This is a genomic window from Pedobacter sp. D749, from assembly GCF_019317285.1.
Classification (GTDB): Bacteria; Bacteroidota; Bacteroidia; order Sphingobacteriales; family Sphingobacteriaceae; genus Pedobacter.
Window position 1 is genome coordinate 5647607 of record NZ_CP079218.1, and the last position, 21068, is coordinate 5668674.

13 protein-coding genes are annotated in these 21068 nt (G+C 39.2%); 8 read left to right on the top strand and 5 right to left on the bottom strand.

Annotated features, from left to right (window positions below; genetic code table 11):
• Window positions 1–5: 5 nt before the first annotated feature.
• From KYH19_RS23295 to KYH19_RS23310, 4 genes are all read right to left on the bottom strand, one after another.
• Entirely contained in the window at window positions 6–3671 is a 3666-nt protein-coding gene (locus KYH19_RS23295) for a SusC/RagA family TonB-linked outer membrane protein (RefSeq protein ID WP_219076959.1), read from the bottom strand.
• 132 nt (window positions 3672–3803) lie between these two features.
• Window positions 3804–4958 carry a FecR family protein gene (locus KYH19_RS23300; RefSeq protein WP_219076960.1) on the bottom strand — a complete coding sequence of 385 codons (1155 nt, stop codon included), beginning with the start codon at window positions 4956–4958 and terminating at the stop codon, window positions 3804–3806.
• 68 nt (window positions 4959–5026) lie between these two features.
• Window positions 5027–5620 carry an RNA polymerase sigma factor gene (locus tag KYH19_RS23305; protein WP_219076961.1) on the bottom strand — a complete coding sequence of 198 codons (594 nt, stop codon included), beginning with the start codon at window positions 5618–5620 and terminating at the stop codon, window positions 5027–5029.
• A 528-nt stretch (window positions 5621–6148) separates the two neighbouring features.
• Entirely contained in the window at window positions 6149–6562 is a 414-nt protein-coding gene (locus KYH19_RS23310; protein WP_219076962.1) for a VOC family protein, read from the bottom strand.
• A 255-nt stretch (window positions 6563–6817) separates the two neighbouring features.
• On the opposite strand from KYH19_RS23310, the gene KYH19_RS23315 reads away from it, so the two are divergent.
• Window positions 6818–7972 (top strand): aspartyl protease family protein, encoded by a 1155-nt coding sequence (locus tag KYH19_RS23315; RefSeq protein ID WP_219076963.1) that lies wholly within the window; start codon window positions 6818–6820, stop codon window positions 7970–7972.
• Window positions 7973–8318: 346 nt separating this feature from the next.
• Here the strand turns inward: KYH19_RS23315 and KYH19_RS23320 are convergent, their stop codons facing one another.
• The gene (locus tag KYH19_RS23320; protein WP_219076964.1) at window positions 8319–8933 is read right to left on the bottom strand and encodes a hypothetical protein; all 615 of its coding nucleotides are present in this window, start codon (window positions 8931–8933) and stop codon (window positions 8319–8321) included.
• 279 nt (window positions 8934–9212) lie between these two features.
• Here KYH19_RS23320 and KYH19_RS23325 point away from each other — a divergent pair, with 279 nt between their 5' ends.
• The 7 genes from KYH19_RS23325 (at window position 9213) to KYH19_RS23355 (ending at window position 21065) form a co-directional block, all read left to right on the top strand.
• Window positions 9213–10274, top strand: a complete 1062-nt coding sequence (locus tag KYH19_RS23325; protein WP_219076965.1) for a sensor histidine kinase — start codon at window positions 9213–9215, stop codon at window positions 10272–10274.
• Window positions 10271–10963 (top strand): LytTR family DNA-binding domain-containing protein, encoded by a 693-nt coding sequence (locus tag KYH19_RS23330; RefSeq protein WP_219076966.1) that lies wholly within the window; start codon window positions 10271–10273, stop codon window positions 10961–10963. The genes KYH19_RS23325 and KYH19_RS23330 overlap by 4 nt, the downstream gene beginning before the upstream one ends.
• A gap of 17 nt (window positions 10964–10980) precedes the next feature.
• Window positions 10981–12735: a CocE/NonD family hydrolase gene (locus tag KYH19_RS23335; protein WP_219076967.1), complete on the top strand. Its 1755-nt coding sequence runs from the start codon at window positions 10981–10983 to the stop codon at window positions 12733–12735.
• Window positions 12736–13329: 594 nt separating this feature from the next.
• Window positions 13330–14865: a SulP family inorganic anion transporter gene (locus tag KYH19_RS23340; protein ID WP_132398275.1), complete on the top strand. Its 1536-nt coding sequence runs from the start codon at window positions 13330–13332 to the stop codon at window positions 14863–14865.
• Between the two features lie 524 nt (window positions 14866–15389).
• A complete protein-coding gene (locus tag KYH19_RS23345; protein ID WP_219076968.1) occupies window positions 15390–18404 on the top strand; it encodes a SusC/RagA family TonB-linked outer membrane protein in 3015 nt (1004 codons plus the stop codon).
• 34 nt (window positions 18405–18438) lie between these two features.
• Entirely contained in the window at window positions 18439–19944 is a 1506-nt protein-coding gene (locus KYH19_RS23350; RefSeq protein WP_255562508.1) for a RagB/SusD family nutrient uptake outer membrane protein, read from the top strand.
• Window positions 19945–19955: 11 nt separating this feature from the next.
• Complete coding sequence (locus KYH19_RS23355) at window positions 19956–21065, top strand: discoidin domain-containing protein (RefSeq protein ID WP_255562509.1); 1110 nt, start codon at window positions 19956–19958, stop codon at window positions 21063–21065.
• Window positions 21066–21068: the final 3 nt, after the last annotated feature.

The window sequence follows — 21068 nt, forward strand, 5'->3', positions numbered from 1 at the left end:
TGGGTTTAAAATGAAACATTGATGGTGCCTGAATAAGTAGGTGTTAGTGCCAGATTGATGTTTGGAGTGGAACCTGACTGTGTTGGGTCCTGTCCTTTCAGCATTTTACTGCTGATAATGAAAAGATTGGTGCCGGTTACACTAACATATGCTGAACTCAGGCCCATTTTTTTAACTAATTTTTCAGCAAAGTTGTACCTGAAAGAAGCAGACTGAAGCTTCAGATAATCTCCGCTAACCAGCCTGATGTCCGAATTGTCATACAGCTCATAAATACTTCCCCCAAATTGATACGCTGATGCCGCAGATTGAGTCCACCAGGGCGAATTTAAATAGTTGTTTGCCAGTAGTCCGGGTATATTGGTGTAAGCTTCATCTCCGGGTCTGCGCCAGCGGTCTACAAACTCTTTACGAAGGTTTTGCTGTGGATAGGCAATTGCCGTTCCGTAACCTGAAGCGATTTTCATCAGGCGAATCTTGTTGCCCAAAGAGTAGGTTAAATTGAAGGATAAGCCAAAGTTTCTCCAGCCGAAATAATTGGATAAACCACCTTGAATAAAGGGTTCGCGGCGTCCGGACTCGCTCATTACCTCCAGATACACGTCTTCTTTTTTCATTGAACCATATTTTTGTTGATAAGCGGTTGCCTGTTCCGCTTCTGTTCCGTAAAAAATCGGTGAACCGTCTACCGGGCTCAGTTCCTTAAACTTGTAAGAGTAAAATGTATTTAGTGGCGTGCCTGCAAGCTGAACAGTTCCTGCCAGAAAGTCATTATAGCTTAAATTATCAACCAAAACATTATTTCTGTTGTTAATTGTACGATTTAAAACTTTGTTCAATACCTGCCCAAGCTGTGGGTCAAAGTGCCAGACAAATCCCCGCTTTGAACCACTCACTCCCACATTATCAATGGCTTTAATACTTAAGCTAACTTCAATGCCCTTATTTTCCAGTGTACCACTATTGATCACATACTTTTCTACACCATTAATCTCTGATACCGTTTTATCAAGAAATGCATCTTCGGTCTTTTTATAGAAGTAGCCAACCGATCCGGTTATTTTATTTCCAAGCAAGGAGAAGTCCAGTGCAACGTTAGAGGAAGAAGTCCGCTCCCATTTCAAATCCGGATTTGGAAAATTGGCAATTTCCGCATACTGTGAATTGTAATAAATGTTTGAAATAAGACTTTGTTTAATGACCATATTGGCAGATTGGCCGGGCAACATATTTCCCTGCCAGCCCCATGAAGCTTTCATAGCAAGATCATTTACCCAGGAAACATTTTTCAATAAATCATCTTTCATATTCCATCTGCCAGAAACGGCCCATATTGGCAGGAATCTATTGTTCGATCTGGAACCGAATAAGTTTGACTGCTCACCCCGGATATGTACATTCAGGATATAACGGTTGTTCCAGGAGTAACCCGTGGTACCGTACCAGGCAAGGGTATTTGTTAATTGACGGTTATAGGAGCCAAGGGCATCTACGGTAGACATCCATTGCTGATAATATGCTGTATTGGTTGTGGGCACAACATCGAAATAACCGCCCATTTCAGGGAAATATCCTCTCCTGGTGATGTTGAAGCCTTTATATTCAGAGGAAATGGCCTCGATACCGGCACTTGCATTGATCGAATGTTTAGCATCTTTTCCAAAATAAGTGCTGTAATTTGTCTGTAAACGGGCAGTATACCCGTTGTTATGCGTTTCACTTCTTTGCAATTCACCGCCGACAGGTGCAAGATCTGATCGGAGATTCTGGTTCCCCCTTATTTTATAAATGTAATAAGTGTCTTTCGTATAATATAGCTCTCTGTTGTTGCTGCTTGCATTGTAAGCAAATGTACCATCTACATCCAGGCCACTCATTACCTTGTATTTTATTGTTGCCCTTATGTTGGCCGAAATAAGGTCGGTACGGTCTCCTGAATTTTCCTTTTCTTTAAGAATGTTGTAGTTATAAAAGGGGGCTCCGCTAATCTCTTTCGGATAAAAAAAATAACTGCCATCTGCATTGAAAGCCGGGATCGTTCTGCTGGTATTGTACGCATAATCCATCAAACCCAATTTTTGTGGGGTATAATCTCTGGTCGAATAGTTACCGGTAAAAGAGATTTGAGCCATAAATTTTTTATAATCTGCAGTGATGCTCATGAGCGAAGAATAGCGTTTATTGTTCTCTCCCTTGATTGCACCATTTTCATTCTGATAGCCTAGAGAGGAATAATATTTAATTCCACTAGCCCCACCAGAAAGGCTTAAATTATGATTCTGGGAGATGGCATCCTGCGTTAAAAGTCCCATCCAGTCTGTATTTACATTTGCGTAATAATCAGTTAACCGTTTAAACTCATCGTACTTTATATTGCCTGCATAATAGTCCTGAAGCGCTTTTTCGTAACCCGTAAACTGCGTTACATTGTTGTACTGCATCCCTCGTTCAATCATCTCTTTAGACACGTCTATACGTTCCTGCGAGTTCATCATATACATGGACTTATCCGAATACCTTGGGTGCCTTGAAAAGCTGGTTGTGCCCGAATAAGAGATTGTAGGCTTGCCAACTTTACCTTTTTTTGTTGTGATCACAATCACGCCGTTACCAGCTTTTGCACCATAAAGTGCCGTCGCCGACGCATCCTTAAGCACATCTATCTGATCAATATCCTGAGGATTTAGTCCCGCAATTGCGTTGCCTAATAAATTTACAAAGTCGAGGTCATTGATATCTTTTGGATTAACATTAACCGGATCGGTCAATACAATTCCATCTAATACCCATAGCGGCTCTCTGTTTCCTAAAATCGTTGTTGTGCCCCGAATCCTTAATCTGGGTGCGGCACCCACCTGGCCCGAATTCTGCATAAAGATCATCCCGGGAACCCTACCTTCCAATAATTTATCAATGGTATTGATTCCAGGGGTGATTATACTGTCCATTTTAATGGTAGTTATTGAACTTGTCAGTTTTCTGCTGTCAATCTTCTCATAACCCGTGTTAACAATCGTTACTTCATTCAGGGCTGAAGAAACAAGTTCCAGTGTAATCGTTCTGGCCCGCATGGCATTGACTTCCAATTTGGCATAGCCAAGGTGATGGATCTCCAGAGTGGCGTTGGCGTACTGGGTTGGAATTACAAATTTCCCATTTTCGTCCGTCCTGGTCGAAAAATTTGAACCTTTAACTTTAATTGTAGCGCCGTCCAGGGGCTTGCCGTCCTCTGCAGTCACTCTACCCTCTACCGGAGTCTCTGTCAAACCAGAAGGAGCAGATGCGCTCTTATCCAGTATGATAATTATACGGTCTTTGATCTCGTAGGTGAGCGGTTGTTCAGCGAACAATTTCCGTAATGCATTGATTAACGGTTCGTTAATAAGTTTTAAGGTTACCGGTTTGGCTTTTTTTAAAATCCGGTCGTTGTATGAAAAATCATATTTCGTTTGCTTACTGATGGCCTCTGCTGCCTGTACGAAAGGCGCATCTTTTAAATTAATGGAAACCGTTTGCGCACTTAATTTACTACTTAGTTGTAGCACAAAAAAAGCCAGGAAGATGAAGATAAATTTAACAATAAATGGTGATGTGCTGCTGTTGGTAACAGTATCGCCTGGTTCAGACGGCACACGCCTCCCTTTGTCCTTGTGGATAAGGAAATAGTTCATATTTTTGTAAGGTTAGTTAGTTTGTTTGAATGGTTTGTTGATTATTTCTCTGAATCGGATCTATCTATCACAGCTGATGGTGTGCCCACACCGTCAGCTTTTTAACAGACGCCGAAAATTACATGGTAAATTCTAGCGCATAAGCTTTACACTCCTTCCTTTGATCTCAAATTTTAAATCCGTTATTTTTTCGAGTGCGTGTAATACGGTAGATAATTTTTTATCCCTGCTGATTGATGCATGAATCTGGATATCGGCAGGGATTCCAGTGTAATCGACATCCAGGTTATACCAACGTTCAATCTGCCGCATCACTTCGGTTAATGGGGTTGCTTTAAAACGGAACTGACCGTCTTTCCAGGCAACAAATAAACTTGCGTCAACTTCAGCAATTTCGAAACCAGCGCCTGTGAGTACAGACTGTTCTCCGGGATGCAGTTGCGGTGCCTCGTTTTTGCCATCTCTGCTAAGTTGTACGCGACCATTGACTAAAGTGGTAACCGTTTTATTTTCATCCTGATAAGCGTTGACGTTAAAACTGGTTCCCAAAACCCTTATCTGCTGTCCCCTGGTGCTCACAATAAATGGCTGGCTGGCATTATGATGTACTTCAAAATAAGCCTCACCAACAAGTTCAACCCTTCTTTCTTTACCGGTAAAGCTTGCCGGATAAGATAATGACGAGGCTGCATTAAGCCATACTTTGGTACCATCACTTAGGGTAACAGAATATTGTCCCCCTTTTGGGGTACTTAATGTAAGATGCTGATCTGACTCTTCATTTTCAACCAGTGTTCCATCTTTATAGCGGACAATTCCATTTTTGGTAATAATCTCTTGTTTTTCGCCGTTCAACTGATATACGGTACCTTTCGATGAAATTAAAGATGCGCGGTTGGTTCCAGGTTGTATATCAGTAATGTAATTCTTTGAGGCTAGTTTATCAGCCGAATCATTTTTTAAAATAAAATATACAGATAAGGATACAAAAATAAGCACCGCAGCGGCTACTTTAGTGATCCAGGAAATTCTGCCTATCAATGTGGGTTTTTTCAAGCCTATGTTTTGTTGAATTTCAATCCAGGCCAAATCCGCTACTTCAGCAGATCTTTCATTAAGTATATCTGAAGGAACATCAGACGCAAAATGCGCTTGAAGTAATCGGTTTAATTGCTCCTCGTTATTTCCTGTCTGAAAAAATGAGTGTAATTGAAATAATTCCTCATCATTGATGGTATTATCTATGTATTTTTCAAATAAAAGTTCAACTTTAATCTTTTCGTTCATCTAAATAGGCTGTTTTATCCACAGCATATAATGAATACACATGAAAAATAAAAAATAGCACCCCTAAATCAATTATTTTTGAAAAAAATTGGAAGTAAACATAATAAAAGTTCAAAATGCTTGGATTTTAGTGCAAGCCTCACCCTTTTATTAGCCTCCTGAATATGATGATTGATAGCAGATGCGCTGATCTTCAACTCATCACTAATTTCCTGATAACTCCGCCCTTCTAACTTATGCATGACATAAACCTTTCGCTGTCGCTCCGTCAGTTTACTCAAAGCCATGTCCAGCAATGCTTTAGTTTGCGATGCATCGTCTGCATCATCCATAGGATTGTAAGCTACATCCGGATCGATTTCGCTCCGCATAAGCTGGTCATAAATATTTCTCCTAAAAGCATTTTTTGAAAGGTTTGCTGCCATTTTATAGAGCAACGCGCCAAAACTAAGTTCGGGATCTATTGTTTTACGAATTTCCCATATCTTCATGAAGATGTCCTGGAGGATGTCTTTAGCTATTTCTTCTGATTTTAAAATCTGAATCAATTTTGAAACCAGGCGCTGTGCATAACATTTATATATTTCTTTAAATGCAGATTCGTCCCCATCCCGCAACTTTCGCAGCAGTTCTTTTTCATCAGTGATGGCTATTTTTCTCAAGAAAATCAGAAGTTAGTTGAAATCGAAGGTAACAAAAAAGTAACTTAAACACAATAACCTGGCTTAACACTCGAAGTAGGACATCAGTGTAGAGCGAAACGGCTCGTTATTCGTTCAGCTTACAGAAGATAAGTACCGCATACAGAACAGTTCAAACAAAAAAAGCAAACCCGGTAAAATCCGTCGCTTGCTTTTATACTTAACGCCTGTTTAAAATTAAAATAAAAGTTATTTCATATGTCAGTCTGAAGGATAATTATTTCATAAAATCAATATTAAAGACAGATCTTTTTGGCAAATAGTAGGCTGCGCGAGATCGTCATTCCCAACTTGATTGGGAATCGTAATGCAAGTGCTTTAAGATTCCCGCCTGCGCGGGAATGACGGTCGTGCTAGTGAATTCTGTCAATGGAAGCGTAGTCGAAGGCCATTCAACACATTAATAAAGCAATCGACTACCCTCATTGTGATAGCAAAAGGCTAATTTTTTTATAAAAATTTAAACAGGCTCTTAAAATCGCATATAAATTAACCCTGCTGTTCAGGCATGCCGTTCGGGTCCATCCATACATATTCCCAATGGTGACCATCAAGATCATCAAAACTATGCTGATACATAAAACCATAATCGGTAGCCGGATTAGGTATCGTTGCGCCAGCTGCTACTGCTTTGTCTACCATTTCGTTAACCGCATCTTTACTATCAGCCGATAAGGCAATGGAAGTTTCTATGGTTTTGTGTGCATCTATAATTTCTTTTTCGGTAAACGTTTGAAAAAAGGTTCTGGTCAGCAGCATGATATAAATAGTATCGCTGATGATCATGCAGGTTGCTTTCTCATTGGTAAATTTGGGATTAAAAGTATATCCGAGTTTGGTGAAAAATTCCACCGATTTGTCAAGGTCGTTAACAGCCAGGTTTACGAAAATTTGAGTTGCCATATGGTTTTTATGATTTAGTATATTTCAAAGATATGCTAAAGTTACATGGGGATTAACGTGCAAAAACGACAAGTTAAGGGGTTGAACGCGACTTATTGATGACTTGCCCGTTTGAGAAAGATTATGGAAGAGAAAGCACTCAGAAAATTAAATCAATAGCGGCTTATAATCAATTGTAATTATTTTTATCTTTAATTTTTGGTAGTGGCCATCAATTTTTTGCAAAACTTAAACCATTACATCTACTAGCCGCTCATGAAACGAATATTACTCCTTCTAACCGCCTTACTGCCCATTTATACTTTCGCTCAAAAGAAATTGCCAGTTGTAAAGGCAAGTGTTGGCCAGGCAAAAATTTACGAACAGGAGAACGCAGTATCAAACTGGTACATCAATCCCAAAATAAAACCAGATGTTTTTACAACCGGTAAGTTCACAAAATCTAAACGCGTAAAATTTAAAACCGATATTGATTCAATCGTTTTTAGCATCAGCCCGGGGCAGAAAAAGGAATTTATTGTTTTATTAAACGGCAAAGATTCGTGCCTTACTCAAATTACCGCTCTTGCGCTAAAAAACTTAAATAAAGTATCACCCGAAATTCACGACTCAATACCTTTTTTCGTTAATAAATTCAATACGAATTTTTTGCCGGTCGTTTTAAATGGCACTGACTCGCTGTTGTTGAATTTTGATTCAGGTGCAAATGACATAGACCTTACCAACGCCGCACTGTCGAAAAAGGTGAAATCGAAACTCAAACTTTACGACACAGAATACGGTATAAAAATTGGAAACCATACCTACAAGAGCAAGATTTTTGACATAGAATTAGCAGGCAACGAAACCGACGGACTGCTGGGGTGGGATATATTCGACGGCATGATTGTAGCTCTGGATTATGATCAGAACAAAATGATGGTGCATTCTACCATGCCAAAGGAGATTTTACAGGATAAACAATACACCCGTTTTAAGATCACCTATATCAAAAACAAACCTTTTATCGAAAGTGAAATTTCGCAAAGCGGAATTAAAAATAAAAGCCTTTTTATGGTTGATTTAGGTTACCAGCGTACGGCTATGCTTGATAACGATTTGCTGCGGGAAATGAAGTTTCCAACCGAAAAGATGGAAGTGATCAAAAAGGTAATGATGCATGGAACAAGGGGTAACGAAGTGCCGGTAACCACAGTAAAGCTGCAAAGTTTGAAGATTGGCAACTTTGAACTTAAAAATGTTCCTGCACAAGTGATGGAACAAAATAAGCCCATGCCTGGCGTTAGCGTTCATTACTTTGGAACCGATATTCTGAAGAGATTTAATACGGTTTTTGATTTTCAAAATAATGTGATCTATTTAAAGCCAAATCATCTTTATGATGTTGCGTATGCAGATCAAAAGAGCTAATATCATTTGTTTTTTACCGCAAAGATCGCTAAGTAAGGGCGCAAAGAGGCAAAGTTAGGGAGTTCTCTCGCTCTGCTATCGGATAAAGTACAACGAAATGCAGAGACCTTTTGAAGTGTGAATTTATATCAATCTTTTTTACCACAAAGATCACAGAGTGAAGGCACAGAGTTAGGGTAAGGGTGGAATGTCATTAAGTTAAGGTTTTAACCACAGATCTACACGGAATTTTATATCTGTGTGCATCCTTTTTATCTGTGGTTAAATGGCATTGGAGTAAGGGGGATAGATACAGGCTTTAGATCCATCTTACATCATCCATTTTACATAAGACTCCGGTTTTTCGTTAATTAATAAATTGTATCTGCTGTACCAAATAGGCCTTCCCAAATTGCTGCGGATCGTGTACCACTGTAGCTTTAATGGCCTTCCATTTTGGCCTTTGTCCATTTTGCCAGTTCGCACGGATTTCCTGGGCGTTTAACCAGATTTCCTCCAGCTCATTCTGAACGGTGCTGTTTGAATAAGTGAGCTGTAACTTACCTGGAATCATATAATAATCATTTTCTGTTTTGCTCAGTGTTATTACTGGTCCTCCAGGTACATAAGAAGTAATCAGCTGCAAGGTAAAAGATTCAGTTCCTTTATACTGCTCTTTGCTGATTATCTTTTCGAAAATAAAGTAGTATTCAGGTCCGTCTTGGAGGGGCACTTCATCGCGGTTGAACCTCGCTTTAACACGGTAAGTATAACCAGGCTCCCGCTGATCAAAACCGGAAAGCGAAGCACCGGCATCTACATTACCAGGCAATTTTAACAGCTGATCGTTATCTGCACCGTAGCGATGACTTACCAGTAGTTCAACTTCTTGTCCGTTTTTTAAGTTAAGCGGGCCATATCTTTCTGATTTTTTACAAGAAACAAGTGCGAAAACGATGAATAAAAGAAGTAGGTTTTTCATAGAGATGCTATTTTTAGATAATTTCTACTCCTAAAACGTAAAGATAAAGACAGACGCTACACCAGATTGACCATTTTATTTCTCCCGCAGATTTAAAAGATTAACGCAGAGCGCACCAGGATATGTTTTGTTCCTTTTGCGCAATTGACTCCCGACTTCGGACTATTTCCATTCTATTATTCCAATCTAAAAAACACTTATCCCCCAAAAGCCTACGCTCGTGTACTTTGTCTTTTTTCTTAAAATTAGTTTTCGTTGCTTTGTTCAGCGCAGAAAATTTTGGTAAAGAAATCCTACATATCACTTTATTGGAAATGTCAGCTGATTGGCTGGTCGGTGGCGGCTTTATATTGGGCATTCCAAGGCTGGTCTGCTGCAGGTAATTTTAGATTCGATTTGGCTGTTGTGCAGTTTGTTTCGGATGTGGTGATGTACATTTTGATTACCCACTTATACCGTAATTTTGCAAATAAAAACCGTTGGCAGGATCTTTCAATAGAGAAACTGATCTGGCGGATGTTAATTGTTATTCCGGTAATGGGTATTTTTTATCTGCTTGTTACCACTGGTAAATTGTACCTGATGAGGCTGTTGTTTCTGAGCCATCCGCCACAGTCGTTTACTGAATTTTTTAGTGTAAATGCAGCAGGTATTTTTGTTGCTGGTATCCGTTTAATGGCCATATGGCTTTTGGCCTATCATCTTTACCATTACGCAAAAAGAGAAATCAGGTTATCGGTAGAAAATGCCAGACTGGAACTTAGCTTTAAACAATCGCAGTTGAACAATCTTTCTGCTCAGTTAAACCCCCATTTTCTATTCAATGCACTCAATAATATAAAATCTTTGGTGTACACCCGCCCCGATGCTGCAGGTAGGGCAATTGACCTGTTAAGCGAACTGTTACGCAGCGGATTATATAAGGGTAGTGCCATGCTCATCAGGTTAAATGAAGAAGTAGAGCTGGTTAGAGATTACCTCGAGCTGGAAGGTTTGAGGATGGAAGAAAGATTACAATACGATTTGGACATCGATATTTCGCTATCTGGTCTGATGGTGCCACGTTTGTGCATTCAAACATTGGTAGAAAATGCGGTAAAGCATGGAGTTGCCTTAGAAAAACATGGTGGAAAGATTGAAGTAATAATTAAGGGATATGATGGATTTGTAAATATCCGTGTCTTAAACCCGGGCAAATTGGAACAGGATAAAACGACTACAGGAATCGGACTTCATAACCTGAAAGAAAGACTCGATCTCAGTTATCATCACCGTGCGTCTTTTAACCTGTATGAAATGGAGCAAAAAGTTTGCGCCGAAATTAAAATTCCGATCAGATGAGAAATATTAGGACGCTGATTGTTGACGATGAACGTGGCGCAAGGCAGGAGCTGATGAGGATGTTAAAAAGCTATCCTGAGATTACCGTATTGGGAGAGGCTACTAATGCTGATGAAGCTGAACAGCTCATCGGACTTTTAAAACCCGAACTGATTTTTTTGGATATACAGATGCCTGGTCGTTCGGGTTTCGATCTGTTAGAAAATCTGGTACATGTGCCACAGGTGATTTTTGTAACCGCTTTCGACAGTTATGCGGTGCAGGCTTTTGAAGTAAGCGCCATGGATTATCTGATGAAACCTGTACGTGATGAACGTTTTAGAAGTGCAATGGATAAAGCCATACAAAAGATTGGTGCGAATGATGGCACAGCTATTTTTGTGAAAGACAGGGGCAAACATCATCTCATCAAGTGGAAAGATGTGCATTTGATCGAGTCGGTAGAAAATTATGCGCGACTCTTTTTCGGCAAGGAGCAGGTATTGCTCAAAACCTCATTAAATAAATTGGAAGAAAACCCCGATTGCCAAAGGTTTTTTAGGGCAAGCAGAAGTATATTATTTAACCTCGACTACATCAGTTCAATAAAAAAAGATGATGAGGGGATGTTTGTAGAGCTTAAGATGGGAAATTTAATCAGGATATCAGAACGGCGGGCCGTTAAATTAAGGAGCCTCATTAAAATATAAACTATAATTTTTTGATCATGAAAATAAACTTAGTAAAACTAGGTGTGGCTGTGCTATGCCTCATCATGGGCCTGGAAACTTTTGCACAACAAAAACTAACCTTGCCCGATAGCAGTAATTACATCATCAACGATAGTGTGATGATTAAAACAAAATACGGCATTACTTTATCTGCTGTAGTGGTGAGGAAAAAAGGTGTTCGACAGAAATTACCAGCAGCACTCTTTTATTTTATCTATTCCAATACCAATAGAAGTTTGATGGAAGCCAAATATGCAGCTGATCATGGTTATGTTGGTATTGTTGCAGATGCCAGAGGAAAACGGCTCAGTCCCGATATGCCGGTGCCTTACGAAAATGAAACCAAAGATGTAAATGCAGTTATTGACTGGATTATCCAACAATCATGGAGCGATGGCAGGGTGGGGATGTATGGTGGAAGTTATTCAGGCTTTGCACAATGGGCAGCGGCTAAACACTTACATCCAGCATTAAAAACCATTGTGCCCTATGTTGCAGCTATTCCAGGGCTTGGCTTGCCCATGGAAAATAATGTTTTTTTAACTGCCAATTACCAGTGGGCCTTTTATATTACCAACAATAAATATACTGATGATGAGGTAAATAACGACAAGGTCCGCTGGCGCAACATGAGGTTTAATTGGTGGAATAGCGGGGCTGCTTATAATAAGATCGATAGCGTTGATGGAACACCAAATCCATTGTTGCAGAAATGGCTTAGCCACCCTGATTATGATACCTACTGGCAGTCGATGGTACCCTATGGTAGCGATTTTAAACACATCAATATTCCGGTGCTCAGCATTACCGGTTATTACGATGATGGACAGGTTTCGGCATTAGAATATCTCCGCGAACATTATAAGTATAATCCATTAGGTGAGCACTATTTAATTATAGGTCCTTATGATCATTTTGGATCGCAGATAGGTGGAGTAGCCAGGCTAAGAGATTATGAGGTAGATTCAATAGCGCTAATCAATACCCGTGAAATCACTTTCAAGTGGCTCGACTATATTCTTAAAGGCGGAAAGAAACCTGCATTGTTAAAAGATAAGATCAATTTTGAGGTAATGGGCGCAAATAAGTGGAAGCATGCTTCTTCATTGGCAAAGATGGAGGATTACCACATCCGCTTTTATCTGGACAGTGCTGAAAACGGGATGATGCTATCGGAGCAAAAGCCAGCCAAAGAAATTTTCATGCATCAGCAACTTGATCTGGCAGATAGAACTAAGTTCTACAACGATTATTATCCTGATCCGATCATCAAAAAAGAAATCGATAGATCCAATGGATTGTTTTTTATCACGAAGCCAATTAATCAAGCCGTTTCAGTGTCAGGCGCACTAGAGGGGCAGCTTAAAGCCATCATCAACAAAAAGGATATGGATGTAGGCCTCATTCTGTACGAAATTACTCCATCAGGCAAATATTTTCAGCTCTCTTATTATTTAGGAAGAGCCAGTTACGCATATGATATGAGCAAAAGGAACTTGCTTAAACCTGGGAAATTAGAAACTATACCTTTTTATAGGTCGAGAGTATTCAGCAAGCAGTTGCAAAAAGGCAGCAGGTTGCTTTTAGTGCTTAATATTGATAAAAATCCTTTTGCACAGATCAATTATGGAACCGGCAAGGATGTGAGTACAGAAAGTATAAAAGATGCAGGCAGCCCACTCAAAATTGAATGGTCTACACAGAGTTTCATTGAACTTGGTTTTTCGGCGGATGTTAAAGGTTTGTTTTAAATAAATATTACCGCTTGTTGTAGGCTATATCATATTTGTAATTCCATTCGAATTTGTTCACGTTGAGCTTGTCAAAAACGCCTTTCTAGATATTTAAACAGATCCTTCGACAGGCTACCATTGACGTTGCTTTACAAATTACTATTAATCAACACTTTAATTACTTTAGTGTTTCCGCCCAGCTAGGCCATAGCACGATATCCCCGTTCTACTTAAATCCGGCCTAACAAATTTTTCGGGCTGCTCTGTCCAAGCCACCCTACTAGCTTCGAAAGAAAAATTTTCAGCCGGCAGTTTTTGTTTCTTTTTGATGCCAAAAAGAAAGAGCCCTTCGGCGGCGGCGAGCCGAGGCAAGACCGCGCCCTGGGAAAAGAAAAGACAATTATATGTCACTCATATTGATTTTAAACAATTAATTAACCCTCAGGATGACAATTCTATATTTATGATACAGTCTCTTGAGCACTACGGATTTATAATCAATTTATAAATATTTAATAGCCCCACCGATTCTGAACTTATCCAGCGCTGATAGTTTATTATAGCACTATTGTTCTCATAATTTAGATATTTGCAGCTGCTAACAATTAACTGATGAAACCTTACCTGCAACTATTCGATTTTTCAAAGAAAATAAATTACAGAACTGAAATTCTTGCAGGTTTAACGGTAGCCATGACAATGATTCCCGAATCTTTATCGTTTGCTATACTTGCGGGTTTCCCTCCTTTAACCGGTTTGTATGCTGCTTTTATTATGGGCTTGGTTACTGCAGTTTTGGGCGGCAGGCCAGGCTTGGTTTCCGGTGGGGCAGGTGCAACGGTAATTGTACTTATTTCTTTAATGAAAAGCCAGGGCATAGAATATGTTTTTGCGGCGGTGGCTTTAGCAGGGCTAATTCAAATTGTGGTTGGTTTGTTTAAACTTGGGAAATTTGTCAGGTTGGTTCCACAGCCCGTAATGTTCGGTTTTGTTAACGGTTTAGCGGTTATTATATTCATGTCGCAGTTAGAACAGTTCAAAACCCTTGTTAATGGTAAGGTAGAATGGTTGAGTGGTATGCCTTTATATATCATGTTGGCTTTGGTATTATTCACTGTTGGCATAGTGGTTATCCTCCCAAAAATAACCAAAGCCATTCCATCCTCACTGGTAGCCATTATTGTGGTTTTTCTCGTTGTTTTATGTTTTGGGATTGATACCAAACTGGTTAAAGATATTGCATCAGTAAATGGTGGCTTTCCTCCCTTTCATATTCCGAAAGTACCGCTGAATCTGGATATGCTCAAGATCATTTTCCCTTATTCACTTATTATGGCTGGTGTGGGCTTAACAGAAGGCCTGCTTACGTTGAACCTGGTTGATGAAATTACAGAAACCAAAGGCAATGGAAACAGGGAGAGTATTGCACAAGGAATCGCGAATATTACAAATGGCTTTTTTACCGGGATGGGCGGTTGCCCGATGATTGCACAAACGTTGGTTAACCTTTCGGCAGGAGCGAGGGCAAGGTTATCGGGTATTATTGCGGCATTAACCATACTCGTTATCATTTTGGTAGGTGCTCCGGTAATCGATCGTGTACCTATGGCCGCGCTGGTTGGTGTAATGATGATGGTAGCGATTGGCACTTTTGAATGGATGAGCTTTAAAGTGATTAATAAAATGCCTGTGCAGGATATTCTCATCGGGATTCTGGTGGCTGTAATTACCATTTGGCTGCATAACCTGGCACTTGCCGTATTAATAGGAGTAATTATTTCGGCACTTGTTTTCGCCTGGGAAAGTTCTAAACGGATACGTGCCAGCAAATATATTGATGCTGATGGTATAAAAACCTATGAAATATTCGGTCCCTTGTTTTTTGGATCAATTGCCCATTTTAATGAGCTGTTTGATGTAGTACACGATCCGCAGCATATTATTATTGATTTTAAGCATAGCCGCGTTTTTGATATGTCGGGCATTGATGCGCTGAATAAACTAACTGAACGCTACCGTTCGGTTGATAAAAAACTCCAATTAAAACATCTGAGTAACGACTGTAAACGCCTGCTGAAAAATGCTGATCAGATTATTGCAGTAAATATTATAGAAGATCCTACTTATCGGGTAGCCACTGAACAATAAATTAGGTTAAGCTTTTGTTTAAGGTATACCACCATTTTAACCATACTCACTGCAGAATATAATAAGGGGTAATTACTGTGCACAGACCAAAACTATTGCTGGTAGTTTAATGGTAACGCTTTGTCCATAATCAAATTTTTTACTAAAACGTTTAAGTGTTTTAAGAAATTGTAACCTAAAATTGTTCGGATTATTGTTGAAAAATATCCTTATATGCTGTTTTATAGGATGTTAATTTTTTAAATTATTTTGATAATATTTACTTTTTACTTGTCTGGCTGACAGTTATTTTAGTATAATTAAATATTATTGTGCTATTTAATAAAAATTTCATAAAAATGACAATTTATTGTTAAAACGTTTTAGTATATTATATATTTGAGTTAACCAAATACTAAATTTTATGAGAATCCCTAACTATTACTACCAGAATTCCTGTCTTTTTAACCTAGGACATATCTTGCCGTTTCCGAAAAAATAAGTTTTAGAAATCATTTTTTTACCAATTAAAAGATCCATTAACTATGCGATACTTATGGGCGTGCCTTGTTTTTTTTGCCGCGTTTACGTTAAACGTTTTACCGGTTTTTTCGGTAGGTAGAAAACTTCATAAAGGCCTAACGATTAATTATTTGATCCTTCAGGATACGACGAAAATTAAGATCGTGTCGGCTAAAGATTCTTTGCGAAAAGATAGTCTTGAACAGATCAGGAAAAAAACACTTTACAACAAATTGGCTGGTGGTGTACAAAAAGACACCAGAGATTTATCGCTCTTCCCTGCTATTTCATTGCAGCAAAATTTAAAGGGCAATTTTGCTGGTCTTTATGTTCAGGAACCCTCAGGCGAACCAGGTTCTATTCAGAACATGTTTATTAGAGGAGCTGCAATGCCGCTATTATCTAAAAAGGATTTGTACGATGCTCAGCCTCTGGTAGTTCTCGATGGAATCCCCTTGGTGCGGGAGCATCCTTTTGCTTTTGACATACAACAATTCGATTTTAATAGAATCGGTCCTGCAACTAATTTATTGTCCGGTATTGATATGAATAATATTGCATCGGTAGAGGTACTTAAAGATTTAGGTTCCACTTCTGTTTACGGACCAAGGGGTGTTAATGGGGTAATTGTTTTAACCTCAAAAACAGCAGTGGGTAAATACCGCGCTATATCTTTCAACTCGTATATAGGTATGGTACAAAAACCATTTGTAAATACCATCAATGGTAAATATGAGAATGAGTTCAGGCAGCGCTTTTATGATGTATATACCACAAATGGCAGGTATTCTGATGATGAAGAGTATCCGGTATATTTAAGCGATTCGCTAAATAATGTGTACAGTGGAAAATCAGACTGGACAGATTTATACTATAAAAATGCGCTGGTATATGGCATTAATTTCTCACTTGCCGGCGGTACGGATAGGGCTAATTTTAGGTTTGCATTGGGCAATACCAAAAGTGAAGGTGTAGCAGATCAAACGGGTATCGACCGGTATAGCGCCACTTTCAATATCAATATGAAACCAACCAAATGGTTGTTGTTTTCGACTATGATTAATGCGAACCGTTTAAACCGCGATAGAAATAAAACCTTGCGTGACCGCTTTGCACAACTTAATTATTTTCCTGATTTAAGTGCGCCTCTACCACCAAATAAAGATTTCTATGGTTCATACCTGCAAGAATATAAGAAAGGTTTTGATGATAATAAAACAAACTCTATTCAGGGCTATGCCAAATTAGAAGGGATTTTTGGCCGGTTTAAGGTGGTTTCATCTTTTAATGCCGATTACAGTGAGGGCTATAGAGATGTTTTTTATGCCAGAACGCTTTTGCAGGGAAACAGTTATGCATCCAATTATTATGGCTTTAGCCAAAGATTAATGATGGATAACAAGGTAACTTACGATTTAAACCTGAATAAGATTCACGATTTTCATTTTGCCTTAGGGCAATCCATGCAATGGGATATTTATAAATATAGTAACGCCTACGCTTATAAAGGTGTTAATGATTATATTAAAATCAATCTGCTGGATTCTAAACCTAAAAATGACGATGGTACGGATAATGGAGGTTATTTAACACCAGTTGCCTTTCCAAGAGAATTGACTTACCGGTTTTTAGATAAAACAGAAGATAACTTATTGTCTTTTTATGGAAAAGCCGATTACTCATTTAGCGATAAATACTTCTTATCAGCCATATTACGTTTAGATGGCTCTTCAAACGCACAACCAACAAGCCGTTGGTTTTATTCGCCAACTATTTCTGCCGCCTGGAATATCAAAAACGAGTTTTTGAAAGATAACAGCTCGGTTGATGATTTAGTATTGCGTGCAAGTGTTGGTAGAATGGGGCGCACCTTTAGTTACGATAATTATACACAGGGACCACAATATACCGCTTCAGTTGGTTATACCGGTAATTTAACGGTGCCCGGATATAATGCATTTGGTGTTTTAACACGCCCTTATCAATTTGGCTGGGTAGGTTATGGTGTGCCATGGTCGTATTCAGATCAACTTAATGTTGGTGCTGATGTGGCGATGTTGAAAAACCGTCTTCACGTTTCTGTTGACCTTTACAGCAAAACCGATAAAAACCAATTAATTGGGATCCCTGCTTATGCCGAATATGGTTATAAACAATCTATCGAAAGCGGAATGTCTGTTAACAACATGGGTATCGATTTTACAGTAAGTGCTCAGATCATCGCAAAAAGTAAGTTCTCATGGAATTCGGCCTTAAACTTCAATCACAACAATAACGAATTGAAAGCATTGCCAAGAGGATTGGATCAGTTGGTAGTAGGGAACAGATTTTTAAAAGTTGGCCAGCCGGTAGATCAATATTGGTTATTGGAAAATAATGGCATTTATACTTCAGATGCTGATGTGCCAGCGGTTAACGGGCAAAAATTAAAATATAAGGGAATTGTTTTAAAAGCCGGCGATCCACGTTGGAAAGACCAAAACGGAGATAATACCATTGATGATAACGATAAAGTATTAAAAGGCCATTCATTACCAACCCTTGCAGGTGGTTTCGATAACAATTTTAGATATGGCAACTGGAGTTTAGGTACAAGTTTCTATTTTAATTTAGGAAGAAAACTGATCAACCAGGAGATGGCTAATCATTTTGATTTTGTTAACCGCGAAGGCAATACCGATATCAGTTCTGTTAAAGAAATTACCTTCTGGGAGAAACGTGGCGATTACACAAAATATCCACTTTACAATCCATGGAGTACAGTAATCCCATACCGCGCAGATCAGGATCTTTTTTTAGAGAATGCTTCATTCTTAAAATTAAGACAGGTTTCATTAGGTTACGAACTGGGTAATTTACTCAACAAGAGGAACATCAAAATCAACAAATTCTTCGTATACGGTGCAGTGAGTAATATTTTCACCATCACGCCTTACACCGGTCAGGATCCAGAACTGGTGAGCTACGATGGCGTTGATACAGGTTATGGCCAACCCATTCCGAGAATATATACCCTGGGTGTTAAAATGGAGCTATAAGATGAAAACAAGAACTAATAAAACATCAAGTAAGATGAAAAATATATTATACACACTTCTGGTTTCTATAATTGTCTTTTCGAGTTGTAATAAAGCTTTAGAAACCGATTCCACCAGGGTTGTAGGCGAAAAAAATGCCTGGAATACAGTAGAGGATGCCCGATCGGGAATTTTGGGGGTTTATGCTTTAACACGGGCTGCTTTATCAGATAACAACGGTCACTGGATTTATGGTGATGTTAGAACAGGAGAGTTTTTAAGTCCAAAAAGACAGGATTTAAAGGCTGTAATCGGCAATAATTTAAATGCATCATATCCCGTAATGGAGGCGTTATCTGATTGGACAAGGTTTTATGCCATTGTAAACGGCGCCAATGTTTTCTTAGAAAATATCGGGCATGTAAAAGAAACAGATAAACGATACACGGGCAATAACATGACCGTGGATATTGCGCAAGCCAGGTTTTTAAGGGCTTTTGCCTATTTCTATATGGTGAGAATCTGGGGCGATGTACCATTTATTACCTCATCAGACGAAGGTAAATTTACCAATAAACCCCGCGAAAGCCAGGCCAGGATTTTAGCATGGGCTGAACAGGAAATGCTAAAAGCAGCAGCTGATCTGCCATTTATTTATAGCGGTGGCGATGTGCAGCAGCCAACTGATTATTATAATGAAACTTCAGGCAGATGGGGTGGTGCTTTGGCTACAAAAGTTACGGTATATGCGGTTTTAGCTCATTTGGCAGCCTGGAATGGCGATTATACCAGCGTTTCTAAATATGCTAAATTTGTTGAAGATAATTATGGCAGAAGTGCCGGCAGTTTTACGGGAAGCGCTGATTTATCGAACTCCAATGGGTTCTTCTACAATAAAAACACCAGGCAGATGTTTGGTTTTAACTCCGATTATGGCCACGTGGATGGTTCATCTACCGGGCATATTGAAGAGTTAACTTTAGCTGAACCGGTTATGACCAAGTCAGTTCCGGATATTTATCTTCCGAAAGATTCGATTCTGAAATATTTCAATGTTGCCAAAGATCAAAGGTTTGCCGTTGATACATTAGGTCAGGCAAAATATGATGGAAGATATTTTACGAACATAAACGGTAAGTATCCCATTTTCAGCAAAATCAAAGTGATTCAGGGCGGAGGAACAGATCCGAACTTCAGGTATTTTACCAGTGCTTTGGTTTTTACCCGCTTAGAAGATATCGTGTTATTAAGAGCAGAAGCGCTGTCTGTCTTGGGCGACCAACAGGGAGCTTTAAATGAACTGCTTTCTGTGATGGGTAGAAGGTATGATGACGGGCTTTCTATAAACATAGACGACGTCATAAAATTAATCTTCGAAGAGCGCCACCGCGAATTGTTGGGTGAAGGCTCAAGATGGTATGATTTGATCCGTTACAACAAGATCAAACAGAACGACGCCAAATTTATGAATCTCATCAATTCTGGTGGAATTTACTGGCCTATATCAAGAAAACTCCTTTCCCAAAATAGTTTATTAACTCAAAATGCTTACTGGCGCTAATGATAACGGATATGAAAAATTCAATAAAATATATGGGTGCGCTGGCAATCTTATCATTGCTTACGCTCATCAATTCGGCCTGCAAAAAGAATGGAGGATTTTACGATGCGCCAGATCAGAATGTAACCTTTGCCGGCAATACTTACGATTATTTGAAAAGCAAACCAGGGGTTTTCGATTCGCTTATTGTAGCGATTGACAGGATGGGTTTGAAAAAAACATTAACCGATAGTAATGTTACGTTATTTGCAGTCAGCAATCCAAGTTTCCAACTGGCTTTACGGAATCTAAATACGTTAAGGAAACTATCTGATAAAGACCCGCTTTTTTTGGCCAATATTGATGCCATTCAGTTAGATACGATGACTTCGTACTACATCATCAGAGGTAAGAAAACAACCGATTCATTAAAACTTCAGGATGGCTTAGACTTGAAAAGTGTACATATTGGTTATCCGATGCATGCGAGTGTAACCAAAATATCGGCTTCTGGCCAGGTTGGTGCCGGACCGGAGGTTATTAATTTTGATAATACCAAAAAAAGCAAATTCGTTCGCAACTGGGCGACCAGTACAACCTCATCAAATAACATTAAAACCAAAAATGGAATCGTACATGTAATCAGTGCCGATCATGTATTTGGCTTTAATGAATTCGTTACCCGATTAACTTTTGTACCACCACCGCCAAACCTTTACCTGGAAATTGGTGGGATATTTTCATCAAACCGCGAAAATGGCGGAGGTATAACCAGTGGGGAAAATTCGAGAAAAGTAATTGATGGTGATGACCATACCAAATTCCTGGCCGACTTACAAGGCGAACTATGGATGAGGTTTGAACTTAAAACACCTGCTGTTTCATCTGTATATACCTTAACATCTGCAAATGATGCCAACGAAAGAGATCCTAAAGCATGGACTTATGAAGGCTCTATGGATGGTTCAACCTGGGTAGAATTGGATAGAAGATCTAACTTCTTCTTTGAAGAAAGATATCAGCAAAAAGTATTTAGGTGTACCAATACGGTTGCCTACAAATTTTACCGCATTGTGATTACCGAACTCAGAAACAGTGGCACATTCCAGTTGGCTGAGTTTACCATAAACAAAACGAAATAAGTA